Annotated in this window: 27 protein-coding genes; 13 read left to right on the top strand and 14 right to left on the bottom strand. The window is 68.0% G+C overall.

The genetic code is table 11. The annotated features are described in order from the left end of the window. Positions 1-15: 15 nt before the first annotated feature. The 9 genes from AACH00_RS10920 (at position 16) to AACH00_RS10960 (ending at position 8,377) form a co-directional block, all read left to right on the top strand. The gene (locus AACH00_RS10920) at positions 16-819 is read left to right on the top strand and encodes an exodeoxyribonuclease III (protein WP_341399157.1); all 804 of its coding nucleotides are present in this window, start codon (positions 16-18) and stop codon (positions 817-819) included. Positions 820-894: 75 nt separating this feature from the next. Then, complete coding sequence (locus tag AACH00_RS10925) at positions 895-2,436, top strand: hypothetical protein (protein ID WP_341399158.1); 1,542 nt, start codon at positions 895-897, stop codon at positions 2,434-2,436. Further along, on the top strand, positions 2,433-3,212 hold the full coding sequence (locus tag AACH00_RS10930; RefSeq protein WP_341399159.1) for a transketolase: 780 nt from the start codon (positions 2,433-2,435) through the stop codon (positions 3,210-3,212). Before AACH00_RS10925 ends, AACH00_RS10930 begins: the two co-directional genes overlap by 4 nt. Continuing rightward, a complete protein-coding gene (locus AACH00_RS10935; protein ID WP_341399160.1) occupies positions 3,209-4,141 on the top strand; it encodes a transketolase family protein in 933 nt (310 codons plus the stop codon). The genes AACH00_RS10930 and AACH00_RS10935 overlap by 4 nt, the downstream gene beginning before the upstream one ends. A gap of 4 nt (positions 4,142-4,145) precedes the next feature. Further along, entirely contained in the window at positions 4,146-6,125 is a 1,980-nt protein-coding gene (locus tag AACH00_RS10940; RefSeq protein ID WP_341399161.1) for an NAD-dependent epimerase/dehydratase family protein, read from the top strand. Next, a complete protein-coding gene (locus tag AACH00_RS10945) occupies positions 6,122-7,063 on the top strand; it encodes a class I SAM-dependent methyltransferase (protein ID WP_341399162.1) in 942 nt (313 codons plus the stop codon). Before AACH00_RS10940 ends, AACH00_RS10945 begins: the two co-directional genes overlap by 4 nt. Then, positions 7,060-7,440 (top strand): GtrA family protein, encoded by a 381-nt coding sequence (locus AACH00_RS10950; protein ID WP_341399163.1) that lies wholly within the window; start codon positions 7,060-7,062, stop codon positions 7,438-7,440. Before AACH00_RS10945 ends, AACH00_RS10950 begins: the two co-directional genes overlap by 4 nt. Then, positions 7,437-7,826 carry an SMU1112c/YaeR family gloxylase I-like metalloprotein gene (gloA2, locus tag AACH00_RS10955; RefSeq protein ID WP_341399164.1) on the top strand — a complete coding sequence of 130 codons (390 nt, stop codon included), beginning with the start codon at positions 7,437-7,439 and terminating at the stop codon, positions 7,824-7,826. Before AACH00_RS10950 ends, gloA2 begins: the two co-directional genes overlap by 4 nt. After that, complete coding sequence (locus AACH00_RS10960) at positions 7,823-8,377, top strand: DUF924 family protein (protein ID WP_341399165.1); 555 nt, start codon at positions 7,823-7,825, stop codon at positions 8,375-8,377. The genes gloA2 and AACH00_RS10960 overlap by 4 nt, the downstream gene beginning before the upstream one ends. 41 nt (positions 8,378-8,418) lie before the next feature. Here AACH00_RS10960 and AACH00_RS10965 read toward each other — a convergent pair whose 3' ends face one another. Further along, complete coding sequence (locus tag AACH00_RS10965; RefSeq protein WP_341399166.1) at positions 8,419-9,621, bottom strand: alkane 1-monooxygenase; 1,203 nt, start codon at positions 9,619-9,621, stop codon at positions 8,419-8,421. Positions 9,622-9,714: 93 nt separating this feature from the next. On the opposite strand from AACH00_RS10965, the gene AACH00_RS10970 reads away from it, so the two are divergent. After that, positions 9,715-10,773 (top strand): helix-turn-helix transcriptional regulator, encoded by a 1,059-nt coding sequence (locus tag AACH00_RS10970; protein ID WP_341399167.1) that lies wholly within the window; start codon positions 9,715-9,717, stop codon positions 10,771-10,773. Between the two features lie 32 nt (positions 10,774-10,805). Here the strand turns inward: AACH00_RS10970 and AACH00_RS10975 are convergent, their stop codons facing one another. The 5 genes from AACH00_RS10975 to AACH00_RS10995 form a co-directional block, all read right to left on the bottom strand. Then, positions 10,806-12,173: a multicopper oxidase family protein gene (locus AACH00_RS10975; RefSeq protein ID WP_341399168.1), complete on the bottom strand. Its 1,368-nt coding sequence runs from the start codon at positions 12,171-12,173 to the stop codon at positions 10,806-10,808. Further along, positions 12,170-13,576, bottom strand: coding sequence for a TolC family protein (locus AACH00_RS10980; protein WP_341399169.1), 1,407 nt, complete (start codon positions 13,574-13,576; stop codon positions 12,170-12,172). The genes AACH00_RS10975 and AACH00_RS10980 overlap by 4 nt, the downstream gene beginning before the upstream one ends. Positions 13,577-13,693: 117 nt before the next feature. Further along, complete coding sequence (locus tag AACH00_RS10985) at positions 13,694-14,125, bottom strand: DUF2946 family protein (RefSeq protein WP_341399171.1); 432 nt, start codon at positions 14,123-14,125, stop codon at positions 13,694-13,696. A gap of 78 nt (positions 14,126-14,203) precedes the next feature. Then, positions 14,204-14,626, bottom strand: a complete 423-nt coding sequence (locus AACH00_RS10990) for a BLUF domain-containing protein (RefSeq protein ID WP_341399172.1) — start codon at positions 14,624-14,626, stop codon at positions 14,204-14,206. Between the two features lie 130 nt (positions 14,627-14,756). Next, positions 14,757-15,338 carry a cupin domain-containing protein gene (locus tag AACH00_RS10995; RefSeq protein WP_341399173.1) on the bottom strand — a complete coding sequence of 194 codons (582 nt, stop codon included), beginning with the start codon at positions 15,336-15,338 and terminating at the stop codon, positions 14,757-14,759. A gap of 180 nt (positions 15,339-15,518) precedes the next feature. Between AACH00_RS10995 and AACH00_RS11000 the strand changes: the two genes are divergently transcribed. Continuing rightward, positions 15,519-16,433, top strand: a complete 915-nt coding sequence (locus AACH00_RS11000; protein WP_341399174.1) for a LysR family transcriptional regulator — start codon at positions 15,519-15,521, stop codon at positions 16,431-16,433. 33 nt (positions 16,434-16,466) lie between these two features. Here the strand turns inward: AACH00_RS11000 and AACH00_RS11005 are convergent, their stop codons facing one another. From AACH00_RS11005 to AACH00_RS11035, 7 genes are all read right to left on the bottom strand, one after another. After that, positions 16,467-17,207 carry an EthD domain-containing protein gene (locus tag AACH00_RS11005; protein WP_341399175.1) on the bottom strand — a complete coding sequence of 247 codons (741 nt, stop codon included), beginning with the start codon at positions 17,205-17,207 and terminating at the stop codon, positions 16,467-16,469. Positions 17,208-17,260: 53 nt separating this feature from the next. Next, positions 17,261-18,730, bottom strand: a complete 1,470-nt coding sequence (locus tag AACH00_RS11010; RefSeq protein ID WP_341399176.1) for an NAD-dependent succinate-semialdehyde dehydrogenase — start codon at positions 18,728-18,730, stop codon at positions 17,261-17,263. Positions 18,731-18,743: 13 nt separating this feature from the next. Then, positions 18,744-19,763: a dihydrodipicolinate synthase family protein gene (locus tag AACH00_RS11015; RefSeq protein WP_341399177.1), complete on the bottom strand. Its 1,020-nt coding sequence runs from the start codon at positions 19,761-19,763 to the stop codon at positions 18,744-18,746. Positions 19,764-19,792: 29 nt separating this feature from the next. After that, on the bottom strand, positions 19,793-20,803 hold the full coding sequence (locus AACH00_RS11020) for an ornithine cyclodeaminase family protein (RefSeq protein ID WP_341399178.1): 1,011 nt from the start codon (positions 20,801-20,803) through the stop codon (positions 19,793-19,795). A 75-nt stretch (positions 20,804-20,878) separates the two neighbouring features. Further along, positions 20,879-21,844: a LysR family transcriptional regulator gene (locus AACH00_RS11025; RefSeq protein ID WP_341399179.1), complete on the bottom strand. Its 966-nt coding sequence runs from the start codon at positions 21,842-21,844 to the stop codon at positions 20,879-20,881. Between the two features lie 24 nt (positions 21,845-21,868). Next, complete coding sequence (locus AACH00_RS11030; RefSeq protein WP_341399180.1) at positions 21,869-23,653, bottom strand: ATP-binding response regulator; 1,785 nt, start codon at positions 23,651-23,653, stop codon at positions 21,869-21,871. Positions 23,654-23,681: 28 nt separating this feature from the next. Then, a complete protein-coding gene (locus AACH00_RS11035) occupies positions 23,682-24,284 on the bottom strand; it encodes a response regulator (protein ID WP_341399181.1) in 603 nt (200 codons plus the stop codon). Positions 24,285-24,464: 180 nt separating this feature from the next. Here AACH00_RS11035 and AACH00_RS11040 point away from each other — a divergent pair, with 180 nt between their 5' ends. Next, the gene (locus AACH00_RS11040) at positions 24,465-24,860 is read left to right on the top strand and encodes a hypothetical protein (protein WP_341399182.1); all 396 of its coding nucleotides are present in this window, start codon (positions 24,465-24,467) and stop codon (positions 24,858-24,860) included. Between the two features lie 30 nt (positions 24,861-24,890). Here AACH00_RS11040 and AACH00_RS11045 read toward each other — a convergent pair whose 3' ends face one another. Further along, on the bottom strand, positions 24,891-26,078 hold the full coding sequence (locus tag AACH00_RS11045) for a hypothetical protein (RefSeq protein WP_341399183.1): 1,188 nt from the start codon (positions 26,076-26,078) through the stop codon (positions 24,891-24,893). Positions 26,079-26,241: 163 nt separating this feature from the next. On the opposite strand from AACH00_RS11045, the gene AACH00_RS11050 reads away from it, so the two are divergent. Continuing rightward, positions 26,242-26,670, top strand: a complete 429-nt coding sequence (locus AACH00_RS11050) for a hypothetical protein (protein ID WP_341399184.1) — start codon at positions 26,242-26,244, stop codon at positions 26,668-26,670. The last annotated feature ends 81 nt before the right edge of the window (positions 26,671-26,751 follow it).

The following is a 26,751-nucleotide window of genomic DNA, read 5'->3' on the forward strand; positions in this document are numbered from 1 at the left end:
GGAGTATTCGACAAAATGGGATTCAAGCTGGTTTCGCTCAATCTGAACGGCATTCGCTCAGCGGCAACCAAGGGCTACAGGGAATGGACCGAGTCCATTGCCCCGGATTGTATGGGGGTGCAGGAGGTCAAGGCACAGGCTGCCGACGTGCTCGGCAAGCTCGACAGCGTGGCTGGCATGCCGGGTCATTTCCACTATGCCCAGAAGAAGGGTTACTCGGGCGTCGGGGCCTTCAGCAAGGTGGCGCCCAGCGACGTGGTGATCGGTTTCGGTGAACCTGAATTCGACGACGAAGGCCGCTACGTCGAGTTGCGATTTGACAAGCCTGGTCGCAAATTGAGCATCATCAGCTGCTATTTCCCCAGCGGCTCCTCGGGCGAAGAGCGACAACTGGCCAAGTACCGCTTCCTGGCGGCGATGCGCCCGCACCTGCAGGCCCTGAAAGCCGAGCGCGAATTCATTCTGGTGGGCGACGTGAACATCGCCCACAAGGAAGCCGACCTGAAGAACTGGAAGGGCAACCTGAAGAACTCCGGCTTCCTGCCCGAAGAGCGCGCCTGGATGACCGACCTGCTCGACCCCACCGCCGGCGTCGGCCTGGTGGATGTGTACCGCCAGTTGCACCCCCACACCACCGACGAGTGCTACACATGGTGGAGCAACCGCGGTCAGGCCCGCGCGAAGAACGTGGGCTGGCGCATCGACTACCAACTTGCCACGCCCGGCCTTGCCGCCCTGGCCCGCAGCGCCAGTGTCTACAAGGAACAGTGGTTCAGCGACCATGCGCCGCTGACGGTGGAATACGACTTCAGCCTGTGAGTGGCCAGCGGTTACCTGCGGTAGTGTTTTGACCCCGGCTGCGGCGGCTTGCTCATGCAAAATGCGCCGCAGTCCATGACGTCCAACCAGCCACTCCCCGCGCACCCCTTCGAGCCAGACAGGCCTGCGCCGGGGCACTTGCCCACCGGGCAGCTGGATGCTTTTGATCAGGCGGCGCTGGTTTACCTGGTGCTGCCCGTGCTGTTGTTCGCGGGCTGGTTTCTGCCCGTGCCGGCGCTGGCGCTGGCTGCCGCCGTCCTTTGGGGCTTGAGCCGCTTCTGGCATGGCCCGCGCGCGGCTGCTCAGCCGCTGGCGCCCTGGGGATGGATGGGCTGGCTGATGCTGGCGGCACTGGCGGTGGGCCTGACGGCCGTGAGCGGCACCGGGCATCTCGTGTTCGCCAACACCGACTGGCACATTCGGGACGCCGTGCTGCGCGACCTCGCCGAAACCCCCTGGCCGCCCGGCTATCTGAACGACGGGCAAAGCGTGCTGCTGCGCGCCCCGGTGGCGTACTACCTGCCAGCCGCGGCGCTGGGCACGGTGTTTGGCAGCAGCGTGCTGGACGCGGCCATCTTGACGTGGACGGCGCTGGGCGTGGGCCTGGTGGCCTGGGGCGCTGCCTTGCGCTGCACCCGGCCGCGTGAGCGCCTGGTGCTGGCGCTGGTGCTCGTGATGTTCGGCGGCTGGGACCTGCTCGGCGACATGTACTTCGAGCTCGTCTGGCCCGCCTCGACCAAGCATCTGGAATGGTGGGCCACCTTCGCCCAGTACTCATCGAGCCTGACCTTGCTGGCCTGGGTGCCGAACCACGCCTTGCCCGCGTGGCTGGGCACACTGCTGGTGCTGCGCCACTGGCGCCAGCCCTCGCTGGCCCGCATCGCGCCTTGCCTGATGGCGGTCACGCCGCTGTGGTCGCCGCTGATCGCCATCGGCCTGGCGCCCTTCGTGCTGCTGGGCCTCGACTGGCGGCGCCATGCGGGGCTGCTGCTGTCGCCGCTGCGGCAATGGCCCTGGGGGTTGGTGCTGGTCGTGGTGGCGGCGTACATCACCATGGACAGCAGCGCGATCCCCTCCGGCTGGCAGTTTCGTGATCCGGCCACCTTCAGCCGCTTCTTCCCGACCTACGTGCTGTTCTGCCTGCTCGAATTCGGCTTGCTGGCTGGTTTGCTGCTGCTGGCCGGCCTGCGTGATCGGCCCCTGCTGCTGGCGATCGGCGTCTTGCTGCTCTTGCCGCTCTACCGTTTTGGTGAGGCCAATGACCTCGCGATGCGCGCGTCGGTGCCCGCCTTGATGGTGCTGGCGCTGGCCGCCGCGCACGCCCTGACGGCGCCGACCGCCACGCCACGCGGCATTCGAGCTGGCCTGGTGCTGGTGCTGGCCGTGGGTGCGATTGGCGCCTGGCATGAGCCCTGGCGCGCCTTGACCGAGCCTCGCTGGGCGCGCTCTGGCGATTCCTTTCCGGAGGCCGTGGCCATCGAGCGTGGCGCCACGGGCCCGGCCGAGTTGCCGCCGCACTATGTGGCGCGCCCGAATCGCCCGTGGCTGACCGGCCTGATGCGCACCCCCACCCCTGTGCTGCCCCATGCGGCGCCCCAGCCCGGAGATTCCCGATGACCCCCGTCACGCCCGCCCTCGTCGAGCGCGCCCGACAGCGGCTGCTGCGCATGCATTTCGACAGCGGTGTCGGCCACATCGGCGGCAACCTGTCTTGCCTGGATGCGCTGCTGGTGGTGTTCCACGAATGCCTGGGCGAGCGCGACCGGTTCATCCTCTCCAAGGGCCACGCCGCTGGCGCCCTGTACGTGACGCTGTGGACGCTCGGTCGGCTGGATGACGCGGCCTTGGCCACCTTCCACAAGGACGCCACCCTGCTGCCTGGCCACCCGCCCTGCGGCGGCCACGCCGACATTCCGTTCGCCACCGGTAGCCTGGGCCACGGTCTGTCGCTGGCTGCGGGCACGGCGCTGGGTGAGCACCTGCAGCGGCGCGATACCCGCGTGATCTGCCTGACGTCTGATGGCGAATGGCAGGAAGGCTCCACCTGGGAGGCCCTGATCTTCGCCTGCCACCACCGCCTGGAGCAGCTCACCATCCTGGTCGACCACAACCGGCTGCAGGGCTTCGGAAGCACCGAGGAAGTCGCGTCGATGTCGCCGCTGTGGACGCGGCTGCAGGGCTTCGACGTGGATCTGCAGGTGGTGGACGGCCACGACGCCGAGGCCCTGAGGCAAGCCCTGGCGCAGCCGCCTGCCGGCCGGCCACGGCTGGTGGTGATGAACACGATCAAGGGCCACGGCGTGCCCTTCATGGAGAACCGCATGGAGTGGCATTACCTGCCGCTCACGCCCGAGCTGTTTGCCAGCCTGCCCACCACCGGAGATGCGGCATGAGAAAGGCCTTCTGTGACGCGATGGTGGCGCGTGGCCAGGATGAGCGCTTCGTGTTCCTCACCGGCGATCTGGGCTTCATGGCGCTGGAGCCGCTGAAGGCCGCCATCGGCGAGCGCTTCATCAATGCCGGCGTGGCCGAGCAGAACATGGTGTCGGTGGCCGCCGCCATGTGCCTCACGGGCCTGGACACCTGGGTCTACAGCATCGCCCCGTTCTGCACCGCACGGCCGTTCGAGCAGATCCGCAATGACGTGGCGCTGCACGGCCTGCCGGTGCGCATCGTCGGCAATGGCGGTGGTTATGGCTACGGCGTGATGGGCCCGACCCACCATGCCATCGAGGACTACGGCAGCCTGTTGACGCTGACCGGCCTGCAGGCCTGCATCCCGGCCTTCGATGAAGACGTGGGCGAGGCCGTGCGGCAGCTGGCTGACCTGCCGGCCCCCGTGTACCTGCGCCTGGGCCGGGGTGAAGGCCCGGCCGGCTACGTGGCACCGCCCTTCCAGCCCTGGCGGCAACTGCTCGACGGGCAGGGGCCGGTGATGGTGGTGGCGGGCCCCTTGGTCGGCCCCCTGCTGGCACCGCTGATGGCCCTGCCCGAGGCCCGGCGGCCACGGGTGTGGGTGGTCGGCATGCTGCCGATCGAGCAGCACCTGCCGCCGCCGGCCCTGCTGGCGCAACTGGCCTCGGCCGGTGCCTTGCTGACGGTGGAAGAGCACGTGGCCCGCGGCAGCATGGCCTCCGAGCTGGTGCTGCACCTCGCCGCCCGTGGCCTGGTGCCGCCGCGCTTCCAGGCACTGCATGCGCGGGCAGCCCGGTATGAGCACTATGGCTCGCAACACTGGCTGCGTGAACAATCCGGGCTGGACCCGCGCGCCGTGCTGGCCGCGCTGCAGTCCCTTGAGCCCTCTCCCTCTGAAAGCCCCTGACCCCATGTCTTCGCTGGCCACCTACATCCGGGCCCTGGACGGCCCGATCCTTGTCACCGGGGCGTCGGGCTTCATCGGTGCCAACCTGTTCAAGCAGCTGCTGGCCGTTCGCCGTGACGTCTACGGCGTGGTGCGCCAGGACAAGGGCTGGCGCCTGGCCGATGTGCATGACGAGCGGGTCATCTCGGCCGATCTGACGGATGCGAATGCCACCCGGCACATGATCGAGACCGTCAAGCCGCGCACGGTGTTCGATTGCGTGGCCTACGGCGCCTATTCCTTCGAGGAACAGCCGGAGCTGATCTACCGCACCAACTTCTCGGCCCTGGCGCACCTGATGGACCGCCTGGCCGAACACCCGGTGGCGGCCTATGTGCATGCGGGCAGCTCATCCGAATACGGCACCGTCAGCGCCGGCCCGGCCGAGCACGACCAGCGTGAGGCCAACAGCCATTACGCCGTCTCCAAGGGCGCCGCGTCTGACCTGCTGCAGTACCTCGGCCGCCACAAGGGCGTGCCCTGCGTGAACCTGCGGCTGTACTCGGTGTACGGCCCGCTGGAAGACACCTCGCGGCTGATCCCCAACCTGCTGCGCCAGGCGCTCGCGGGCAGCCTGCCGCCGCTGGTCGATCCGGCCATCTCGCGCGACTTCGTGCATGTGGACGATGTCTGCCGCGCCTTCGTGCTGGCCGCGGTGAAGATGCACCCCGACCTCTACGGGCAGAGCTTCAACATCGGCTCCGGCGTGCGCACCACCATCGGCGAGCTGGCCGAACTGACCCGCAGCCTGTTCGATGTGAGCGAGGCACCGGCCTGCGGCACGATGAGCGCCCGCCGCTGGGACCTCACCGACTGGTATGCCAACCCCGCCAAGGCGTCTGAGCTGCTGGGCTGGAAGGCGCAGATCGGCCTGTCTGAAGGCCTGACGCGCACGGCCGAATGGGTGCGTGCGCTGACGGACAGCGACATGCAGTTGCTGACCAAGAAGAACGCCAACACCCGCAAGCGCAGCGTCTCGGCCATCATCGCCTGCTACAAGGACGAGCAGGCGATTCCGGTCATGCACCGGCGCCTGACGGACACGTTCCAGAAGCTGGGCGTCGATTACGAAATCATCTTCGTCAACGACGGCAGCCCGGACGACTGCGCCGGTGCCATCGAGCGCCTGAGCCAGACCGACCCGCACGTCATCGGCATCTCCCACTCCCGCAACTTCGGCTCGCAGATGGCCTTCCGCAGCGGCATGGAGCTGTGCACGAAGGACAGCGTGGTGCTGCTCGACGGTGACCTGCAGGACCCGCCCGAGCTGATCGAGCAGTTCTATGCGCAGTGGGAGCTGGGCCACGACGTGATCTACGGCCGCCGCGTGCGCCGCGAGATGCCATGGTTCTGGGGGCTCATGTACAAGGCCTTCTACCGCGTGTTTGCGGCCTTCAGCTATGTGCCGATGCCGCGCGACGCGGGCGACTTCTCGCTGATGGACCGCCGCGTGGTGGGCTGGCTGCTGAACTGCCCCGAGCGCGACCTGTTCGTGCGCGGCCTGCGCGCCTACGTGGGCTTTCGCCAGACGGGCGTGGACTACGTGCGGCCCGAGCGCATGTTCGGCCGCTCCACCAACAACTTGCTGAAGAACATCGGCTGGGCCAAGAAGGGCATCTTCTCCTTCAGCGACACGCCGCTGACCATGCTCACCGCCGCCGGGGTGGTGCTGCTGTTCCTGTCCTTCTGCGTGGCGCTCACCCTGATCGGGCTGAAGCTGTTCTTCCCCGACATCGCGCCCAAGGGCGCCACCACCATCCTCCTCGCCATCCTGTTCTTCGGCTCTCTGAACCTGTTTGCCGTGGGCGTGGTGGGTGAGTACGTGGCCAAGATCATGACCGAGGTGAAGGGCCGGCCGCGGCTGATCCGCTCGGCGCTGATCCGCCATGGCCGCTCCACCCGCCTGCTGCCAGACGGCAAGGTGGACGCGGGGTGGGGCCGATGAGCAGCCCGCGACATTGCCCCGTGTGTGACGCCCCGCCGCAGCAGGCGCGGATCTTCCTGGACGAGCATGTGGACCCGGCCCGCCTCACCGGGCTGAGCTTTGCCTCACGCAAGACGCCGGAGTTCATGAACCATCACCTGGTGCAGTGCCAGCGCTGTGATCTGGTGTATGCCGACACCCCGCCCGGACAGGACGAGCTTGCACGGGCGTATCACGCCAGCGAGTTCGACAGCGCGGTGGAGGCCGATGACGCGGCGCGGGCCTACATGCAGGCCATCCAGCCGGTGCTGGCGCAGTTGTCGGCTCAGTTGCCAGGGCAGTTGCCACCAGACAAGGCCGCACTCGAGATCGGCGCAGGCACCGGCGTGTTCCTTGAACATCTGGTCGAGGCCGGCTTCAACCGGGTGTGCGGCGTGGAGCCCTCGCCGGCGGCCATCGCCGCAGCGCCTGTCGCGCGGCAGGCCTGGCTGCGTGAGGCCATCTTCCGCGCTGAAGACTTCGAGCCCGCCAGCTTCGATCTGGTCTGCTGCTTCATGACGATGGAGCATGTGCGCGACCCCGGCGAGGTGGCCCGCGCCGTGCAGCAACTGCTCAGGCCGGGCGGTGCGTTCGTGGTGGTGGTGCACGACTGGCGCGCGCCCGTGAACCGGCTGCTGGGCAAGCGCTCGCCCATCATCGACATCGAGCACATGCAGCTGTTTTCGCCCGCCAGCATCGAGCGCCTGTTCACCGAAGCCGGCCTGGTGCAGGTGCGCAGCCACAGCTTCGCCAACCGCTACGCGCTGCGCTACTGGGCGCGGCTGCTGCCCCTGCCCGGCGGCCTGCGCACGGCCTTCATCCGCGCCCTCGACGCCCTGGGCCTGGGCCCGCTGAAGCTGCGCTTCAATGTGGGCAACCGGCTGTGCGTGGGCTGGCGACCCTTGCCCGGCAAGCCATGAAACGCGACGCCGCCTTGTGGCTGCGCTTCCTGCTGGCCGGTGCGGCCAACACCGGCTTCGGCCTGCTGGTTTACGCCCTGACCTTGCAGGCCGGGGCCGCCGATTGGGTGGCGCTGCTGCTCGGCCTGGTGATGGGGGTGATCTTCAACTTCCTGTCGATGGGCGGTTATGCCTTTCGAGATCTGTCTTGGGCTCGCGCGCCCCGCTTCGTGCTGGCCTACGCGCTGCTGTATGCCGTGAATCTGCTGCTGCTGCGCGCCCTGAACACATGGCTGGGCAGCCCCTTGCTGGCGCAGGTGCTGCTGACGCCGCTGATGGCCGGCCTGTCGTACCTGATGCTCTCGCGCTGGGTGTTCACCAGGCAGGAGGCCGCATGAAGCTGCTGCGCATCCACCACGCGGCCATCATCTGCGCCGATTACCCCCGCTCACGCCGCTTCTACACCGAGGTGCTGGGTCTGCGCGTGGTAGCTGAACACCACCGGCAGGCGCGTGATTCCTGGAAGCTCGATCTGGCCCTGCCCGATGGCTCGCAGATCGAGCTGTTCTCATTCCCGAACCCGCCTGCCCGACCCTCCCGGCCGGAGGCACAGGGCCTGCGGCATCTGGCTTTCGCCGTGGCCGATGTGGCTGCCGCCAAGTCGTGCCTGGAAGCGCAGGGCGTGCTGGTGGAAGACATCCGCGTGGATGAGTTCACCGGCCGACGCTTCACCTTCTTCGCCGACCCCGACGGCCTGCCCCTCGAACTCTACGAATCCGCATGAGCACACCGACCCTCACCCCGGCCCACATCCTCACCTTCTGGTTCGAGGAGATCACGCCCGCGCAGTGGTGGGCGAAGTCGGACGCGTTTGATGCGATGGTGGCGCAGCGCTTCGGCGCGGTGCACCGGGCCGCGGGCCTGTGCGAGTTGTCAGCGTGGCGGGCCACGCCCGAGGGGCGGCTGGCGGAGATCCTGGTGCTCGACCAGTTCTCGCGCAACATCCACCGCGGCAGCCCGCTCTCGTTTGCCAATGACCCGCTGGCGCTGGGCCTGGCCCAGACGGCGGTGGCCGTGGGTGCCGACCAGGCCTTGCCGGCGGCGCAGCGGGTGTTTGTCTACATGCCCTACATGCACAGCGAATCGCCGTTGGTGCATGTGGATGCGCTGGCGCTGTTCACCGGGTTGGGCGCGCAGCGGCAGATCGATTTCGAGCTGCGCCACAAGGCCATCGTGGATCGGTTCGGCCGTTACCCGCACCGCAATGAACTGCTGGGCCGTGTCTCGACCGACGACGAGCTGGCCTTTCTGCAAACGCCCGGCTCGTCGTTCTGAGCGGCGGCAGCCGCTGCCCTCAGGCGGCGCTCAGGTGGCGCTCAGTTGGTGCTTTCCTTCAAGCCCCAGCGCGCCATCAACGCGGCCCGCTTGCGCGGCACGAAATTGATGCGGTTGACATCGCCACCTGACATGGCCACCACGCGGTGGTCCATCACGCGCCACCACAGCGGCGGCACATAGGCCAGCAGGAACATGCCGAAGTAGCCCGAGGGCAGGCGCGGCAGGTCGGGGAAGTCGCGCAGCGACTGGTAGCTGCGCGCCGGGTGCGCGTGGTGGTCGGCATGGCGCTGCAGGTGGAACACCACGAGGTTGGACACCACATGGTTGCTGTTCCACGAGTGGTGCGGCTGGCAGGCTTCATAACGGCCGTTGGCCAGCATCCGGCGCTTCAGGCCGTAGTGCTCGATGTAGTTGGCGGACGTCAGCTGGAACGCGCCCCAGAAACACACCGCCAGCAGCACCGGCACCATCGGCCAGCCGCCCACGGCCAGCAGGCACCCGTGCACCAGCAGCGTCACGCAGCCGGCCTGCAGGATCTCGTTGCTGTGGTGCCAGGCCGGCAGGCCCTGGCGGTGCAGCCGGTCGGCTTCCAGGCGGCAGGCGCGCAGGAAGGCGCCCGGGATCTCGCGCCAGACAAAGGTCCAGATGCTTTCGCCCAGCCGCGACGATGCCGGGTCTTCCGGCGTCGACACATGGCGGTGGTGGCCGCGGTTGTGCTCGATCGAGAAGTGCCCGTAGCCGCCCAGCGCCGTGGTGAACAGGGCCACCTTGCGGGCCAGCCAGTCGCGCTTGTGGCCCAGCTCATGGCCGAGGTTCAAGCCGAAGCCCAGCACCGCGCCCGTAGACAGCACCGTGGCCAGCCAGCTGGTCCAGGGCAAGGGGTTCAGCGCCAGGAACAGGCAGTTGCCCAGCACCGTCAGCCACAGCACCGGCACCACGGCGTAGAGGATGGCGCGGTAGTAGCCATCGGCCTCCAGCGCCGGCACCTGCGCTTCAGGCGGGTTGCTGGTGTCTTCGCCCAGCCACGCGTCGGCCAGCGGCACCACGCCGTAGAAAAACAGCAGCGGCAGCAGGAACCACACCTGGCTCGTGGCGCCCAGGCTGTGCGCCACCGGCCCGATGGCCGCCCCCGCCGGGCCCACCACCGAGAACAACCAGCCCAGCCGCTTGCTGTCGCGCCAGGCGGGGGGTGCTTCGCCGGGCAGCTGTGGCCTGGGCAAGGTGGCGGGGTGGGCGTGCATGTGGTCTCCGGGTCTTGTTGTGGTGTTGAGACTGATTCTTCAGGGATCAACCCGGGGTGCCCACCGCGCCAGTCGCCACAAAATCGTCTGATAGTGACAGCCGCCCACCCCTTGCCGACCACCGCCACCCCTTGGCCACCCGGGGTGGGTGATGAGCCGGCCGTGCACCCCACCTACGCCCGCCTGCTGTGCGCCGAGCTGCAGCGCCGCGGCCATGCACCAGACGAGGTGCTGGCCGGTACCGGGCTGGGCTGGGCCGAGCTGCAGGTGGGGCAGCGTTTTCTGACCCGCGCGCAACTGCACGCCGTGGTGACGCGTGCCACGGCGCTGTGCCCCGAGCGCACGTTGGGCTTGTTGGCTGGCCTGGGCACCGAGCTCTCGGCGCATGGCGCGCTGGGCATGGCCGGCATGAGCTGCGACACCGTGGCGCAGGCCCTGCCGCTGCTGCTGCGGTTTTCGCGGCTGCGCCAGCACCTGGTCCACTTCGAGCTGCAGGTGGTGGACGAGCACCTGGCCCTGAGCCTGACCGAGCTGCGCCCCGACCCGGCGGTGAGCGCCTATGTGCTGGGCCACCTGACCGGCGCGGTGCTGCGCCTGATGCAGTCGATCACCGGGCGCGACTGGCGGGCGGACGTGGCGCTGGACTGGCCCTTCGATGAGCCCGCCGCCGACGCGGCCGCCTGGCTGCCCCGCACCCGTTTCGGTGCTGCCGCGTGGCGCTTGTTGTTGCCGCCCGCGCTGCTGGCCGCCCCCGGCCTGGCGCCGGACCCGCAGGCCCACCAGCGCGCCCTGCGTGACTGCGAGCAGCTGCTGGCGCAACTGGACCGCGGCGACCTGGTGCGCCGCCTGCGCCAACGCCTGGTCGACGAGTTGCTGCACCCACCCAGCCTGCCCGCGCTGGCGCTGGAAGAGCATGTCTCGCCCCGCACCCTGATCCGCCGCCTGGCGGATGACGGCACCAGCTACCAGGAACTGCTCGACGAAGCCCGCGCCGAGCACGCCTGCTGGCTGCTCAGCCACTCGCGCCTGTCGGTGGAGGCGGTGGCCGAGCAGCTGGGCTACGTCGATACCAGCAACTTCAGCCGCACCTTCAAGCGGTGGCGCGGTGTGACGCCACGCGCCTTCCGCCAGGGCGGCAGCGACGCGGACTGAGCCGCGCCGCTGCCTTCAGGCGGGCGGCGCTTTCAATGCCCCTCATGGCCGGTCGGCTTGCGCACCTGCAGCGTGTGGCTATCGGCCTTTGGCGCCGCCGCGCGCACCACCTCGGGCGCTTCGGCCGTGTACTCACTCGCCAGCGTGCCGGCGGGGTGCTGGTAGGGGCCGGGGTCCTTGAAGTCACCGCGCTGGATGTTGTCGCGCACCTTCACCACGCTGAACATGCCGCCCATGCCGATCGCGCCAAACGGCCCGGTGCCGGTCATCATTGGCAAGGTGTTGTCCGGCAGCGGCATTTCCATCTCGGCCATGTCGTGCATGCCGCGGTCGCCCATCACCATGTAGTCCGGAATCAGGCGGGTGATCTTCTTCGCCACCTCGCGGTGGTCCACGCCGATCATCGTGGGCACGCCGTGCCCCATCGCGTTCATCGTGTGGTGCGACTTGTGGCAATGGATGGCCCAGTCGCCCGCCAGCGCATCAAACTCGAAGGCCCGCATCTGCCCCACGGCGATGTCGGTGGTCACCTCGGGCCAGCGCGCGCTCTTGGGCACCCAGCCACCGTCGGTGCCTGTCACCTCGAAGTGCGGGCCGTGCATGTGGATCGGGTGGTTGGTCATCGTCAGGTTGCCCACGCGGATGCGCACGCGCTCACCCGTGCGCGCCACGAACGGATCAATGCCCGGGAAGGCGCGGCTGTTCCAGGTCCACAGGTTGAAGTCGAGCATCGTGTTGACCTGCGGCGTGGCACTGCCGGGCTGGATGTCGTAGGCATTCAGGATGAAACCAAAATCGCGGTCGACCTTGAACTGCCGCGGGTCCTTCGGATGCACGATGAACAGGCCCATCATGCCCATCGCCATCTGCACCATCTCGTCGGCATGCGGGTGGTACATGAAGGTGCCCGGGCGCTGCAGCACGAACTCGTACATGAAGGTCTTGCCCACGGCGATGGGCGGCTGCGTCAGCCCCGTCACGCCGTCCATGCCCGAGGGCAGCAGCACGCCGTGCCAGTGCACGCTGGTGACTTCGGGCAGCTTGTTGGTGACGAAGATGCGGATGCGATCGCCTTCCACCGCTTCGATGGTCGGGCCGGGGCTGCTGCCGTTGTAGCCCCACAGATTGGCCGTCATGCCGGGGGCGATTTCGCGCACCACCGGCTCGGCCACGAGGTGGAATTCCTTGACGTTGTTCTTCATGCGCCAGGGCAGCGACCAGCCGTTCAGCGTCACCAGCGGCTGGAACGGCCGGCCGGTGGGCGGCGCCGGCGGCAGCTGCGTGGCGGGTGATGTGTTGATGGCTGCTTCGGGCAGCAATGCGGCACCGGCCCGGCTGACAGCGGCCGCGCCGACCATGGTGGCGCCCGCCGCCTTGAAGAAGTTTCTGCGGTGGTTCATGGCTGTTCTCCGTGCGCCGAAGCGGCCGTCATCGCGGCCTGCAATTGGGTTTCCGCGGTCCAGTAATCGCGCAGCGCCTCGACGGCGGCCGAGACACCGGCCACCTGCTCGCGGGCATCGGCCAGCAGGTCGAACACGCTGATCAGCATGCCGTTGTAGCGCAGCAGGTTCTCTTCGGAAATGCGCTGGCGCAGCGGCACCACCTCGTCGCGGTAATGCAGGGCCAGCGCATGCGCGGTGCGGTAGGCCGAGTAGGCCTCGCGCACCTCCGAGCGGGCGTTGACGGCCACCTGCGCGGTGCGGTGCACGGCTTGCAGGTAGGTGCCTTCAGCCTGTGCGGTGCGGGTGCTGCCGAAGTCGAACAGCGGCAGCTCCAGCTCGATCTCGAAGCCGTTGCTGCGCTGCTCGCCCGTGGCGCTCTTGTTCTGGTAGCCCGCCTGCAGCACGTTGACGAAGCGCGTGGCGTTGGTCAGGCCCAGCGCGCGGGCGGTGGCCTCGGTGTGGCGCCTGGCCATGAGCACGTCGAGGCGGGTGGCCATTGCGGTTTGCTCGGCGTCCTGGCGCTCTGCGGGGGCGTTGGGTAGATCGGGCAGGCGTGCGGGCAGGGTGAAGGCATTGGCGCCAGCGCTGCTCAGCCCCAGCAGGCGCACCAGCCGTTCACGCGTGGCCACGGCCTGGTGCTGCGCGCGGGTGAGCTGCGCGGTGGCGTCGGCATAAAAGGCTTGCTCGCGCATCTGCGACAGCTTGCTGAAATTGCCCGCCGCCACCATGCGGCGCGCCAGGTCGTTCGAGGCATCCGCCGCGTCCTTCACCTGGCCGTGATACCCCACCAGCTGCTGCGCCGCGACGGCTTCAAAAAACGCCTTGCGTGTGTCGGTGGCCAGGCTGACGGTGGCCAGCGCGGCCTGCATCTGCACCTGCTCGAAACGCTGTTGCTCCAGCTGCTGCGCCAGTGGCAGCGTCAACAGCCCGAGCACGTTGAAGACCAAGGCGCGGTCGATTTCCACGCTGTTGTGGCCATTGCTGTTGCCGCTCAAGCGCCCGAAGCGCAGCGACGGGTTGGCCAGCCGCCCGGCGCGCACCAGATCGGCTTCAGCAATGCCGAGTTCCGCATAACGCGCCTGCAGCCCGCGGTTGTTCAGCAGCGCGATCTCGACACTGCTGTCGGCCGAGAGGGGTTGGCTGAGCAGCTGTGCCACGCGCTCAGCAGCTGCCTGCGTCTGCTCGGGCTGGCGCTGCACCACCGGCGTCTGGCCGGTGCGGTCTTTGGTCAGCTGCGCGACCTGGCCAAAGCCGCCGTCACTGGAGAACGACGCGCAGCCGGTCAGGGCCAGCATCGCCAGCGCGGTGGCCGCCCTGGTGGTGGCTGCGGCCGTGCGCCGGGCGAAAGGGGGGAGAGTCATTTTTCAAACCTGTTCTGAGTACCCACGGGTCGTGCCGCAGGCGGGTCACGCACCCACGCTTGAAACTGGCCAGGCGTGTGTGCGCCGCTGGGGCCTCTGGATTGAGGCCGGGCGGCGTCAGGGGGTTCGGGGAGGGCGCTCTTGGCCGTCGGGGTAGCGCGCGGCCACGGGTGTGGTCAGCTCAGGGAAGTGGGCCGTGTTGGCGGGCGCAACGGCCTCTACCGACGGTGGCGCAAAGGCCAGCGGCGTCAGGTTGCAGCCGCCGGCGCAAAACGGGCAGGCGCTGGCGTGGGGGCTGCTGCTGTCGGCGTCGTCAGCCGCCTCGGTGGGTGCGCTGCTGCTGTCTGGCGAGCCTGCATCTTGGGCCGCCATGTCGAACGCCGCGAGCCGGGCCTCGTCACAGTGTCCGACGACCATGGGGGCGGGGGCCGCATTCGCCGCAGCCGCCATCACCCCACCGCCCGAGCACAGCATTGCCGCAGCCACCGCGCCACGAACGGGCAGCAGCACGGTGAGCAGGACGAGGAGGAGGACGCGGAGGTGCTTCACGGTGCGTGATTATGTGGTCATGCAGGGCGGGCTGCCTTGATCCTGGGCAGACGGCCCCAGCCCGGCCCCAGCCCAGCATCAGCCTGGCAACACCCGCGCGTGGGCCACCATTTCAGCGAACAACGCGGTCAGTGCGGTGCCCCGCATCTGGTACGGGTCGAACTCGGCCTGCGGGCTGTATTTCAGGAAGGTCTGCTGGTTCGCCTCGGTGCTGGTGACCAGGCCCATCGACCATTCCGCATACATGCGGCTGTCGATTTCGGTGAAGCTCAGGATGGCCGGATCGGTGTGCCGCGCGTCCAGCAAGATGCGGTGATACAGCGCGTTGACGGCCAGGTGATCACCCTCCAGGCATTGCAGGAAGATGCCGTTGCTCAGCAGCAAGGCCCCGGTGATGCCCAGTCGGCGGTTGTTGCGCTGCGAGCGCTGGACGATGTCGCGCACATCCAGCGGCGTCAGCACACCCGCAGTGCGGCTGGCGTAAATCAGGCGAATCAACATCTCTGCACCCTCATGGCCCCGCCGCGCGGCAACACGCCGAGCATCCAGCCCAGCGGCGGATGCTACGACGAAGGCGGGTGAGGCGAAGTTGCCGCCAAAGAGCCGTGCGTGGGCGCAGGGGATTCCGCCGTCACCCTCGCTGTGTCAGTGCCTGCGCAATCGATGGCTCGTACTGCCCGCCGATCAGCACAAACAGCATGCGGCACGGCTTGCCAGACCGGTTGGCCCAGGCGTGGTTGGTGCCGCGCTGGATCACCACGCTGCCGGGTTTGAGCTGCACCTCTGAGTCGTCGAGCATCAAGGTCATCTCGCCTTCGATCACGACGCCGTAGTCGATCGACTCGGTGCGGTGCATCAGCGGGTGCGGCGATGCGGCTTGCACGGTCGAGGCCGTCTCGTCGCCGATCTGCGAGAAGGCGGTTTTCATTTTCTTCGCGCCATGCGCGAGGAAGTCTTCGGTGTCGGGCGGGATGTCGACAAAGCGCATGCGGCTGCCGTGCGGTGGCGGCGGCAGCATCAGCGCGGCGGTGGTGGGGTCGGCGCCGTTGTCCAGCGCTGCGGGCGTGGCGGAGGTGCTCCAGACCTCGTGGAACACGGTGCCCGGAATGGCCGCGATTTCAACCACGGTGGGCAGCGGGCCGTGGCTGCTGACGATCGCCTTGCCTTCGCTGTCGTGGCCGGTGACGACGCGCTGGATGGTCGGGAAGCTCATCGAATGATCCTTTGGTGATGGTGGGTGCTGGCCGCCAGCCTAGGGCGGGTGCTTCGCGAAGAGAAATCCTTTTGCTCGAAACATCGATTCGACGCAGCGCAACGATCGAGGGTAGAAACCCCAAGCATTGCGCAGCGTTCAAACGCACCTGGCAACAGCCTTGGCGGGGACAATGCCGGTGTGCGATTCAACAAACTCGACCTCAACCTGCTGGTGGCGCTGGACGTCTTGCTGAAAGAGCGCAGCGTGACGCGTTCGGCCGATGTGCTGAACATGAGCCCCTCGGCCATGAGCAATGCGCTGGGCCGGCTGCGCGACTATTTCGAGGACGAGCTGCTGGTGCAGATCGGCCGCAAGATGGAGCTGACACCGCGCGCCGAAGGCCTGCAAGACGCCGTGCGCGACGTGCTGCTGCGCATCGACAGCAACGTGGCCGCCCCACCGGTGTTCGACCCCCGCACGAGCGACCGCACCTTCCGCATCTTTGCGTCTGACTACACGCAGTGGGTGCTCGGCCCGGCCTTGATGACGCTGGCCGCGCGGCAGAAGGCCGCGGTGCGCTTCGAGTTCTCGCCGCAGGTGGACCAACCGCACCGCTACCTTGAGCGTGGCGAGGCCGATCTGCTCATCATTCCCACGGGCTTCATGTCGCCGGATCATCCGACCGAAGTGCTCTACCGCGAGAACTTCGTCTGCATGGTCTGGCGTGACGGCGCCCTGGCTGGCGGCAAGCTGAACTTCGAGCGCTATGTGGCGGCCGAGCATGCGGTGATGCAGCCGGCGGGCGGGCGCGGCGATGCCTTCGAAGGCTGGTTCCTCAAGCGCTATGGCGTGACGCGCCGCATCGCGGCCATGACCTACAGCTTTGTCACCTTGCCGGCGCTGCTGGTGGGCACCGACCGCGTGGCCACGGTGCATGAGCGTGTCGCGCGGCAGGTGGCCGGCGTCTGGCCGCTCGAGATCGTGCCGACGCCGGTGGACATTCACCCGATGGAGCAGGCGATGCAGTGGCACCAGTTCCGCGCCAACGACCCCGGCCTCACCTGGCTGCGCGGCCTGGTGGTGGCGGCGGCGAAGCTGATGGACGAGGTGTGATCACACGTCCGCACACGCCGGTCTTGCCGAGCTTCAGCGCTGGTAGATCGGCACCTCGGTGGCATAGAGGAAGAACGACGATGCCGGCTGGTAGAAGGCAGCGCCCGGCTCGGCGTTGATGGCCAGCAAGGCGCGCTCATACGCACGGAAGGCGCTCAGACTGGTGGCGTCGTCGAACCACAGGCTGGCCGCACCTTCGTAGATCGGCACGTCCAGGCCGCCGAAGTAGGCGAGCATCGGATTGAAGGCGGGCAGCTGGTGGTTGTGCACGCAACGGCGCAGGGCCGCACTGGCTTGCGGCGTGGTGTCGAGTGCGCGGGCATGGGCCTTGGCCCAGCGCTCGAAAAACGTCGGCAGGGCGAGGCCTTCAGCGGCGCGCATGAAGTGCAGCACCTTGGCACCGCGCCCCGGCCCGGGGTTGGTCACGGGTTGCTCCACTTCTGTTGCCACCAGGCTGAGCTGCAGGTCCTTCGCGCTGAAGTTGGCGCCGTCCGGGCCGACCTTGGTGCGCACATGCTCATGCGCGAAGTTCGCTTTCATGTCTTCCGGGCTGTCCCAGTACAGCTCGGTGACGGAGTCACGCGCCACGGGCTGGGTGTGCGCCGTGTCGGCCAGGCTGCCGAAGGCCGCATCGAACACATGGTTCTGCACATAGCGCCGCAGGCCTGCGGGCTCGTCGGTGGCGAGCCGGCCATGCACGTGCTGCACGTAGGCGAGGTACTCGGCGTGGGTCATGCCGGGGCGCCGGCACAGCGCGGCGATCATCTTGATCATGCTTGTCTCCTTGTTGTTGGTGTCTGCAGTGTCGATGGCGGTTGCGGCGTCCGTCAGACCGCTTCGAGGCCGTCCCAGCAGAGGTACTTCACCTCCACATACTCATCAATGCCCAGGTGCGATCCTTCGCGGCCCAGGCCGCTTTGCTTGATGCCGCCGAACGGCGCGACCTCGTTCGACATCAAGCCGCAGTTGATGCCGACCATGCCGCTTTCGATGCGTGCGGCGCAACGCCAGATGCGCGCCGCATCAAGGCTGTACAGGTAGGCCGCCAGACCGAACTCGGTGTCGTTGGCCATCGCGATGGCCTCGTCCTCGGTGTCGAAGCGGAACAGCGGCATCACCGGGCCGAAGGTCTCCTCGGACGCGACGCGCATGGCCGGCGTGGCATCGGCCAGCACGGTGGGCTCGTAGAAGTGGCCGCCGAGGGCATGGCGGCGCCCACCGTGCAGCAGCCTTGCGCCCTTGGCCAGGGCGTCGGCCACGTGTTCTTCCACCTTCTCCACGCCGCCCGCGTCAATCAGCGGGCCCAGGTTCACGCCTTCTTCCAGGCCATTGCCCACACGCAGCTTCGCCACACGTTCGACGATGCGCGCGGCCAGCGCGTCATACACACCGGCCTGCACCAGCACGCGGTTGGCGCCGATGCACGACTCGCCGGTGTTGCGAAACTTCGCCGCCATCACGCCGTCGGCGGCGGCGTCGAGATCAGCGTCGTCAAAGACGATGAAGGGCGCGTTGCCGCCAAGTTCCATTGAGCATTTCTTGACCGTCTGGGCGGCCTGGGCCAGCAAGACGCGCCCGACCTCGGTGGAGCCTGTGAAGGTGATCTTGCGCACCAGCGGGTGGCTGGTGAGCTCACCCCCGATGGCGCGGGTGTCGTTGCCGGTGATGACGCTGAACACGCCCGCCGGCACGCCCGCGCGCTCGGCCAGTTCAGCCAGCGCCAGAGCCGTCAACGGCGTCTGGCTGGCGGGCTTGACGACCATCGTGCAGCCCGCGGCCAACGCCGGGCCGGCCTTGCGGGTGATCATCGCTGCCGGGAAGTTCCAGGGCGTGATGGCGGCGCACACGCCGATGGGCTCACGCAGCGCGACGATGCGCTGGGTGTCCTTCACGCTCGGGATCACGTCGCCGCGCACACGCGTGGCTTCTTCAGAGAACCAGCGCATGAAGCCGGCGGCGTAGTCCACCTCGCCGCGCGCCTCAGCCAGCGGCTTGCCCTCTTCGAGGGTGATCAAGGTGGCCAGATCTTCCCGGTGCTGCACCATCAGGTCGTACCAGCGGCGCAGGATCTCGCCGCGCACCTTGGCGGTGGTGCGGCGCCACGGGCCGAGGGCCACGTGCGCGGCCTCGATGGCGCGCCGGGTTTCGTCTTCGCGGCAGCGCGGCAACTCAGCGAGCAGCGCGCCATCGGCCGGGTTGTGCAGCGCACAGCGGCCGTGCGGTGTCTCGGTCAGCCACGCGCCGTTGATGTAGGCGGCTTCGCGCCACAGGCCGGCGTCCTTGAGCAGATGTTGCATGGTGGGTCCGCCTTCAGCAGGTGTGACGGCCAACCAGGAAGGCCGAGTCCGGATCCGCCGTGACTTCGCAGCCCGAGGCGATGAGGCCCTGGCGCAGCGACTTCATGAAGCGGTCCGGAATGCGCAGCGACGGCGCGCGCAGCGGCCCGCCGTTGAAGCCGGCCAGCCAGTCCTGGTACTTCCACTGCGTGCGGTTGAGCGCACCGATGGCCGGTGCAGAAGCGGCCGACGCCGCGGTGTTCGCCTGGCGCGCCGGGTTGACCTTCCAGTACATCGCCATCGCTTCTTCCCAGCGGCCGGTGCGGGCCAGCTCAAATGCGCGGGGGTAGTAGTCACCCATCCACTGCGTGTTGCTGGTGCCCGAGAACTGCAGGTTCATCAGGCTCATCAGCGGGATGGCGTCGGCCTCGATCGGGCAGCTGATCACCACCTCGTCGCGGAAGTGGTGGTACATCTCGCAGATGCCGGCTGGCAGCGGAAAGCCCTGCTCCGACTTGATGGCCACCACGTTCGGGCAGTCCTTCACCAGGCGGCGCATCAGCTCCAGCGACATGCCGGCCGGGTGCACACGCTCGAAGCCCCAGGTGGGGATGGGGAAGAGCATCACGCCCAGGTCCGTCGCGTCGCAGAAGGCCTTGGTGTAGTCGTAGATGTCCTGCTCGCTGGTGGGCCAGAAGGTGGACGGGTACGACAGCAGCACCAGGTCTGCGCCGGCCTTCTCTGCCAGCTTCACGGCCTCGATGTTGTCGGCCAGCGTGCCGAAGGCCGCATGGAAAAACAGGCCCAGCTTGCCGCCGGCGGTCTCACGCGCCCAAGCGGTGAACTGCGCGTTTTCTTCCGCGGTGATGGCCACTTCAGAGCACAGCAGCGTGTAGGTGAAGCCCTGGGCCATGACTCGTTCGATGTCATGGCGGATGCCGCGCTCGTTCAGGCGCTTCAGGTCGGCGCTGTAGCTGGGCAGGGTGACGGCGGAGCAGCCGAGCAGGTGCTGGCGGGCCCAGGCGCGGGCATCGGATTTTTTGTAGGCAGGCATTCAGGTCTCCGGAAATTTCAGCTGGAAGGTCACTTGGAAATCGGCACGATGCTGGCGGGCAGCACCACGCCCACACCAAGCTGGCGCGCGCGGGCGAGCAGCATCTCGGCCATCGCGATGTCTTGCAGGGCGGAGCCCACGGACTTGTAGAGCACGATGTCGTGTGCATGGCGCCGCGGCGTGAGACGCCCGGCCACCAGGTCGTTCAGCGAGGCCAGCTTGCTGTCGAGGTCAACGCCGGCCTTCAACGCGGCGAGCGCATCGCCGGTGTCGTGCATCACCTCTTCGGGCATGTCGGCCACGATGCAGGCGGCGCGCGCCATCGTGGCTTCGTCCACCTCGCGCTGCTCGGGCAGTGTTGAGCCCAGCGACACCACGGTGCAGCCGGGGTTGAGCCGCGCGCCGTGCAGCACGGGCGATTCGTCGCGGCTGCGGGCGGCGCAGATCACCACGTCCACGTCTTGCACGGCGCTCTGCGGTGAGGTGACGGCCGCGATGTCCATCCGGGCGCTGAAGCCTTCGGCAAATCGTTCACGGCTGGCGGGCGTGGGGCTGAAGATGCGCACGGTTTTCAGCGTGCGCACGGCGGCCAGGCATTCCAGCGCGTTGCGCGCCTCGAAGCCCGCGCCAATGACGCCCACGGTCAATGGCCGCTGCGGCGCCAGCCGGTCGACGGCCAAGGCGGCGGTGGCGGCCGTGCGCAGGCCGGTGACCCGGTTGCCGTCGATGAGCGCGGACAGCGCCATCGTGTCTTGATCGAACAGCGAGATCAGGTAGCTGGCGCGGCCGGTGCGTGGCGACGCGGCGATCAGCTTGCAGCCCATCGTCCAGCCGGTCGGGGAGACGGCGGTCAGGCCGCGCAGCCAGATGCCTTCGCCACGCGCCATCGAGCGCTGCGGCACCATGGCCGGCTTGATGTCAGCGGCGTAGGCCCGGGCCAGTACGTCAACGGCGCTGGGCCAATCGGCCAGCGCGGCGACGTCGGCGTCAGAGATGAAAAGCGTGGGCGCCACGGGGGCGCTGAGGGGGGCGTCGGACACGGTGTGGAGGCTCTGGGTGATCGAGAGCGCACCATAGGTCCGGGCCCGCCGCGCAGGAAGCGTCGGCGGTGGATATCAGGGTTCCTGAAAATCGATGGCTGGCTCACCGGCCATGGCGCAGAGCAGCGTCATCACCTCGCGCGTGGCGCGGGTGTGCGGGCGGCGGGGCGATTCGGCCAGCACGACGTAGCGCTCCAGCTCGGGCTGCACGATGCGCGCCGCCGCCAGCCGCGCATCGCCCGGGCCGCCATCAACCGAGGCGATGGCGTAGCCCGCACCGGCCGCCGCCACCTCGTACTGCAGCTGCACCGAGTCGGCCTCACAGGCGATCTGCAGCTTCAGGCCGTGCTCTGCCGCCAGTCGGTCCAGGCGCGCACGCAGCAGGTGCGGCCGCGCGGGCAACACCAGCGGCAAGCCCGACAGCGCAGTGAGATCGATCTGGCCGGCGGCCAGCCGCGCATCGCCCCGCGGGCCGATCAGGTGCAGCGCCACGCGTGCCAGCAGCCGCTCATCGCGCACGCTGGCCGGGTCTTCGCGCAGCACGACGGCCATGTCGAGCCGGCCTTCGCGCAGCTGTTCTTCGAGCGGCGCGCTGGCGCCTTCGACCAGGTGCAGGCGCACGCCGGGCAGGCGCTCACGCACGGCCAGCGCAAGCGGCCCGGCGAACCGCCGCACCGCCGACGGCAGCAGCCCGAGCCGCACGTCGCCCATCGGTTGGCCGCTGACGCTGCGCATCTCTTCGACCAGCGCATCGGCATCGGCCACCAGCTGCGCCACGCGCGGCAGCAGTTGGGTGGCGAACGCGGTGGGCACCACGCCCCGGCCGGTGCGCACGAAGAGCCGCTCGCCGCTGTCACGCTCCAACTGCGTGACGGCGCGGCTGACCATCGACTGCGGCATGGCCAGCACCAGCGCCGCCTTGCTCAGGCTGCCGGCTTCCACCACGCTGAGCAAGATCCGCCAGCGCGGATCGACGAAGGCCGGGGAGGGCACATCCTGGCGATCTTTGGGGGGCGGTGACTCACGCTGTTCGACTGTCATGGCGCGATGCTACGCGCTGGCGCGTCAGTGCTCCGCCGTATCCGGCTTGGCCATCAGGATCGTGACGAGCTCCCGGTACAGCAGGCCCGGGCTGACGGGTTTGTGCAGCAAGGGCAAGCCGCTGCCCACGGCTTCACGCAAGCGCTGCGGGGCCGTGTCGCCGCTGATCAGCAGCGCGGGCAGTGGGCACATCAGCTGCGCGCGCAGGGCCGCGATGACCTCGACGCCGGTGATGTGCTCGCGCAGGCGGTAATCACACACGACGGCCTCGGGCACCCAGGTTCGGGCCAGCGCCAAGGCCTCGTCGAGAGAGCCTGCGGCCTGGCAATCGCAGCCCCAGTCGCGCAGCAGCTCCACCATGCCCCGGCGCACGGCGTCGTCGTCGTCCACCACCATCACGCGGGCGCGCAGCCGTGGCGGGTTGTCATCAAGGGCAGGCTTGGGCGATGCGGGCGGAGGCGCCTCGGAGATCGGCAGCGTCACGCTGAACACGCTGCCGCGGCCCGGGCGAGAGACCAGCCCCAGCCCGTGCGGTGGGCCGAGCGCGCGCACCAAGCCGTCGACGATGGCCAGGCCAAGGCCCAGGCCCTTGGTGCGGTCACGCTCCGGGTTGCCGAGTTGGTGGAATTCGCGGAACACGGCGCGCTGCTGCGAGGCCTCGATGCCGATGCCCGTGTCGTGCACCGCCAGCATCGCCTGCCCGCCGCGCAAGCGGCAGGTCACCAGCAAGCCGCCACGCGCGGTGTAGCGGATGGCGTTGGAGACCAGGTTGCGCAGGATGAACTCGACCAGCGCCGGGTCGGAGGCCAGCACCAGATCGCTTTCGCGCGAGCGGTATTCGAGGCCCTTGGCATCGGCCTGGCCCGCAAACTCCCGCTCGATGCGGTTGAGCAGCGGCTGCACCGCGAAGGGCTGCACATGGGGCTCGACCACACCGGCCTCGATGCGCGAAAAATCCAGCAGCACCTCCAGCATTTCCGCCGACGCCCGGCCAGCGGCGGCGGCATTGGTGACCAGCTCCCGCTGCACCGCACTCAGCTCGGTGCGCGAGAGCACATCCAGGAACAGGCCCAGCGCGTGAACGGGCTGGCGCAGGTCGTGGCTGGCCGCGGCAAGGAACTTGGACTTCGCCACGTTGGAGGTCTCGGCCAGTTGCCGAGACTCATCGGCCTGCGTGGTGCTCTCTCGCAGTTGCCCGAGCAGGGCTTCGTTCTCGAAGCGCAGCTCGATCGACTTGAGCACGGTGCGCGAGAAGCGCAGGGCCTGTCCGACCACCAGCACGGCGTACAGCAGCACCAGCCAGGTCAGGCCGTTGTGCACATCACCGCCCAGATACCAGAGCCGGGCGAGCACCAGCACCCCCATCGGCAGCCCCAGCGCGACATAAACCGCTGGAATGGCGGCCTGCACCGAGACGGCGCCACCGGCCATTGCTGCAATCACGGCCAGCACCACGAAGCTGCCGCCGGGGTTGATGCCATCGAGTGCGATCCAGGCCAGCGCGCCCCAGACCAGGCCCTCGAGGGTGAGCGCGAACATGAGGCTGTACACGGCACCGTGAGCGCCTCGGTTGGCCAATGGTGCGCGCAGGAATGTGCGGGCGAGCCGGCCCGTGTTCAGGTTGGCGACAGTACCCGCCACGCCCCACGGCACCAGGATGTGCGCGTTGTGTGTGTCGATCAGGATCGACACCATCAACAAGATAGCCATGACCACGGGCCAGAAGGCGATCCGGAGGCCTTCCATGATGAAGCGCAGCTGCTCCGCGAGGATGCGCTCCTCGGCCAGGCGAAGCGGGTTGCGCAACATGGCTGCGTTTCGTGCGGCTGCTCGCGCGCTAGCCGATGAGGCGCTGACGGCGCGCGGCCGCGACGGCCTCGGCGCGGCTGCCCACGTCGAAGAACATCAGGATGTCTTGCACGTGGCGGCGCACCGTGTTGTCGGACAGCGAAAGCTGGCGCGCGAGCACCTTGTTCGACATGCCCTGGCTCAGCAGGTCCAGCACTTCGCATTGACGCGGCGTGAGGCGCCGCTCGCCTTGCGCATCTGGTGATGCGGCGGGGGCTGCGCTGTTGCCATGCAAGGCGCGGTCAATGGCCTTGACGATGTCGTCGGCGGTTTCGGCCTTGGACACAAAGCCGGCCGCGCCACGGGCGATGGCCAGGCGCACCGTTTCCGGCTCGCTTTGTGAAGACAGCATCAGCACCGGCGCATCGGGCCAGCGGCGGTGCATCAGGTCAATGCCTTCGAGGCCACTCAGGCCCTGGAGATGGATGTCGAGCAACACCACATCCACGCCGTCGAGCTCGGCGGCAGACGCTTCCTGTATGGACGCGCATTCATGGATGTGGGCGTCGGGCATGGCAGCCCGGATCAGCAAAGCGAGGCCGGACCGGAACATGGCGTGGTCGTCGACCAGCAGGATTCGCGGCGATTTCATCAGGGAATTAAAGCATGCAGGGGCGTGTGGGCGACTGGTCCAAACAGACCATTTCAAACGCAGACGCATCTCACTAGAGTTCGTTCCTGAAGTGCCGACGGGGTCCAAGACACATACCTCACCACGTATCCCTGCGGCATCCAGAACGTGGTGGGACAACCAACTCAGAGAGCCAATGTCATGAACGTCACGAAAGCAGTTTTCTCCGCCATCCTCGCCTTGTCAGCCGGCGTCGCTTCGGCAGCCCCGACGGTCGTCACCGTCGACGCACTCGCCAATTGCCTGGACCTGGGCACGGCATCTGCACCGGCCCTCGTCAAGGTGTATCTGCCTGACGGCAACTACAAGGCCAGCGTCGTGCGCAGCACGAACGTCCCCAACCCGGGCTACCCGGACTACATCAACTCCAACGTCGGCCTCTTCCAGGCCGGGAACGTGCTGGGCGGCATCGCCATCGGCAAGTCACTGAAGTTCAAGGTGGCCGGCGGCTTCGACGGCGACATCCACGCGTTCATTTCCGACGGCATCTGCGCGGACAACAGCGGCAGCACCGTCATCCGCTTCACCCCGTACTGATCGGCCTGCGCCGCAACCCCGGCTCGTCGTTCAGAGCTCGGGCTTGCGGCCCTTGTCCTTCTCCAGCTGCTGCATCCGGGCGCCGTCAGCGTCCTTCAGGAAGCTGCTGCCCAGCGCCTGCAACTGGGCGTCCAGCCTGGCGTAGTTCAGCACGGACACCCGCATGTGCTTCACGTAGTCGCGGTTGCTGTCGAGTGCCAGCACCACGCCGAGCAGCGTGCCGCAGCCGGCGAGCGGGCGCTCCTTGCGCAAGACCCGGTTCACGTCGGTGAAGAATTCGGGCCTGTTGATGGTGGGCTGGTTCGCGTCGATGTCGTTGGCACTGTAGAAAGTCTTCGGGTCACCCCACTCGGGCATCGGCGCTTCCGGCAGATAGGCGATGGGGCAGCCCGTTGCAGAGCGCTGGTCCATCGGGCTCAGCCCGGAGTAATCACCGCGCACGCCCCCCGGGATGTTGGCGGCCCACCGCATCGTGTACCGGTCGGCGGTGCCCATGTACTCGTGCGGCGTATGGAACAGCTCCCGGCCGTACTTGTCTTGCAGCGCCTTGGCGGTCTCGTTCAGCAGCGGCTTCTCATTCGCGCCAAAGATGCGAACGCGGTAGATGCCCACCATGTCGGGCTGGCCGGGCAGCGCATAGGTGGCCATTGATTCGATGGCATCGCCCACCTTGCACGGCCCTGCACCGGCGCAGCGGTACTGGAAGTGGCCCACCGTCATCGGCAGTTGCCGATACTCGTTCCCGATGCCGCTCTTGAGCGGACGCTCCGTCCACTTGCCCTTGCCCGCCAGCACCTTGCGCGCCTGCGCTGCCGACATGTTCAGGTGAATGCCCAGGATGTCGGCCTGGTTGAGGTGGTCGCCGGAGGCGGGCACCACGGGCGGCGCAGACGTGTGTGAGGCCCGCGCCATTGGCGTGCCAGCGGCCAAAGCCTGCAAGCGCTCTTGCATCGGGTTGGACAAACTGGCCAGCAGGGCGCCGGGCACCGGGAACAGTGTGGGCATGCCCGACGCAAACCGGATGTCGGTGATGGTGACCTTGATCTCGCCATTCACCACCTGGAAGTTGTAGCTGCCCTGGTAGCGAATCTGGCTCTCGCTCTCGAACTTGAAGGGCTCGGACTTGAACCGGGCGCCTTCATCGGCAGTGGATCGCACGGTCAGCTCGCGCTCGGTCAAGACCTGCTTCACCAGGCCGCCGGCACGCTCCTTGTCCATCGAAGCGTGAGACTAGGCCAGCTGAGAGGCCAGGATCAATCACAGGGGCAAGGCGCGGAGTGCAAACTTCATGGGGTATGGCTGAGTTGAACCTTCGCCGATAGTAAGTGACGCAACGCCATGCCCGGCCACATGAACTCAGCAAACGGGTTGTGATGGCCCCATGGATATAGTCGCCGGCGACGCCCATGGGCGAAGCGAAATACCTGAAAGAAACACCCTGATGCGCGTTGTTCTGGCCTGTGGCCTGCTGTTTGGCACCCAACTGCTTGCTGCGCCTGCAGCGCTTGCCCAATCTGCCCCCACCATGGCCTGCGACGCCCGCAAGCCCGATACGGAATGGCTGCAACAACCACCGGCGAAGCTGGATTGGTCTTGTGGCCAATCCGTGATGACGCTCAACACCGTTTTGCCTACCGGTGAGCCAGACTTTGACCCGCTGAAAAGCCAGCTCACGAACGACGGCATGACGGCAGCCTTTTCGAACAGCACGTTGCAAGGCTTCAGGCTGTGGCGCCCTTTGGGCCCGCCAACCCGGCCCGAAGATTCCATGATGAAGCGCCCCGGGTTTTCAGGAGGCTCCAACTCTTGAGAAGATGGAGCCATGAACAAGTCGAACAAGTTCTCACCTGAGGTCCGCGAGCGCGCTGTGCGCTTGGTGCAGGAGCATCGC

Origin of the sequence: Ideonella margarita, from assembly GCF_038066635.1 — a bacterium.
GTDB classification, from domain to species: Bacteria; Pseudomonadota; Gammaproteobacteria; order Burkholderiales; family Burkholderiaceae_C; genus Ideonella; species Ideonella margarita.

What these genes read in the sequence shown, in the direction of transcription:
- AACH00_RS10935 (WP_341399160.1), top strand. Translation starts at nt 3,209, where the DNA reads ATGAGAAAGGCCTTCTGTGACGCGATGGTGGCGCGTGGCCAGGATGAG.
- AACH00_RS10975 (WP_341399168.1), bottom strand. Translation starts at nt 12,173, where the DNA reads ATGAACCACCGCAGAAACTTCTTCAAGGCGGCGGGCGCCACCATGGTC.
- AACH00_RS10960 (WP_341399165.1), top strand. Translation starts at nt 7,823, where the DNA reads ATGAGCACACCGACCCTCACCCCGGCCCACATCCTCACCTTCTGGTTC.
- AACH00_RS10980 (WP_341399169.1), bottom strand. Translation starts at nt 13,576, where the DNA reads ATGACTCTCCCCCCTTTCGCCCGGCGCACGGCCGCAGCCACCACCAGG.
- AACH00_RS11005 (WP_341399175.1), bottom strand. Translation starts at nt 17,207, where the DNA reads ATGATCAAGATGATCGCCGCGCTGTGCCGGCGCCCCGGCATGACCCAC.
- AACH00_RS10930 (WP_341399159.1), top strand. Translation starts at nt 2,433, where the DNA reads ATGACCCCCGTCACGCCCGCCCTCGTCGAGCGCGCCCGACAGCGGCTG.
- AACH00_RS11045 (WP_341399183.1), bottom strand. Translation starts at nt 26,078, where the DNA reads ATGGACAAGGAGCGTGCCGGCGGCCTGGTGAAGCAGGTCTTGACCGAG.
- AACH00_RS11030 (WP_341399180.1), bottom strand. Translation starts at nt 23,653, where the DNA reads ATGTTGCGCAACCCGCTTCGCCTGGCCGAGGAGCGCATCCTCGCGGAG.
- AACH00_RS10995 (WP_341399173.1), bottom strand. Translation starts at nt 15,338, where the DNA reads ATGAGCTTCCCGACCATCCAGCGCGTCGTCACCGGCCACGACAGCGAA.
- AACH00_RS11015 (WP_341399177.1), bottom strand. Translation starts at nt 19,763, where the DNA reads ATGCCTGCCTACAAAAAATCCGATGCCCGCGCCTGGGCCCGCCAGCAC.
- AACH00_RS10950 (WP_341399163.1), top strand. Translation starts at nt 7,060, where the DNA reads ATGAAACGCGACGCCGCCTTGTGGCTGCGCTTCCTGCTGGCCGGTGCG.
- AACH00_RS10940 (WP_341399161.1), top strand. Translation starts at nt 4,146, where the DNA reads ATGTCTTCGCTGGCCACCTACATCCGGGCCCTGGACGGCCCGATCCTT.
- AACH00_RS10965 (WP_341399166.1), bottom strand. Translation starts at nt 9,621, where the DNA reads ATGCACGCCCACCCCGCCACCTTGCCCAGGCCACAGCTGCCCGGCGAA.
- AACH00_RS11010 (WP_341399176.1), bottom strand. Translation starts at nt 18,730, where the DNA reads ATGCAACATCTGCTCAAGGACGCCGGCCTGTGGCGCGAAGCCGCCTAC.
- AACH00_RS11025 (WP_341399179.1), bottom strand. Translation starts at nt 21,844, where the DNA reads ATGACAGTCGAACAGCGTGAGTCACCGCCCCCCAAAGATCGCCAGGAT.
- AACH00_RS10990 (WP_341399172.1), bottom strand. Translation starts at nt 14,626, where the DNA reads ATGTTGATTCGCCTGATTTACGCCAGCCGCACTGCGGGTGTGCTGACG.
- gloA2 (WP_341399164.1), top strand. Translation starts at nt 7,437, where the DNA reads ATGAAGCTGCTGCGCATCCACCACGCGGCCATCATCTGCGCCGATTAC.
- AACH00_RS10920 (WP_341399157.1), top strand. Translation starts at nt 16, where the DNA reads ATGGGATTCAAGCTGGTTTCGCTCAATCTGAACGGCATTCGCTCAGCG.
- AACH00_RS10925 (WP_341399158.1), top strand. Translation starts at nt 895, where the DNA reads ATGACGTCCAACCAGCCACTCCCCGCGCACCCCTTCGAGCCAGACAGG.
- AACH00_RS11040 (WP_341399182.1), top strand. Translation starts at nt 24,465, where the DNA reads ATGAACGTCACGAAAGCAGTTTTCTCCGCCATCCTCGCCTTGTCAGCC.
- AACH00_RS11050 (WP_341399184.1), top strand. Translation starts at nt 26,242, where the DNA reads ATGGATATAGTCGCCGGCGACGCCCATGGGCGAAGCGAAATACCTGAA.
- AACH00_RS10945 (WP_341399162.1), top strand. Translation starts at nt 6,122, where the DNA reads ATGAGCAGCCCGCGACATTGCCCCGTGTGTGACGCCCCGCCGCAGCAG.
- AACH00_RS11035 (WP_341399181.1), bottom strand. Translation starts at nt 24,284, where the DNA reads ATGAAATCGCCGCGAATCCTGCTGGTCGACGACCACGCCATGTTCCGG.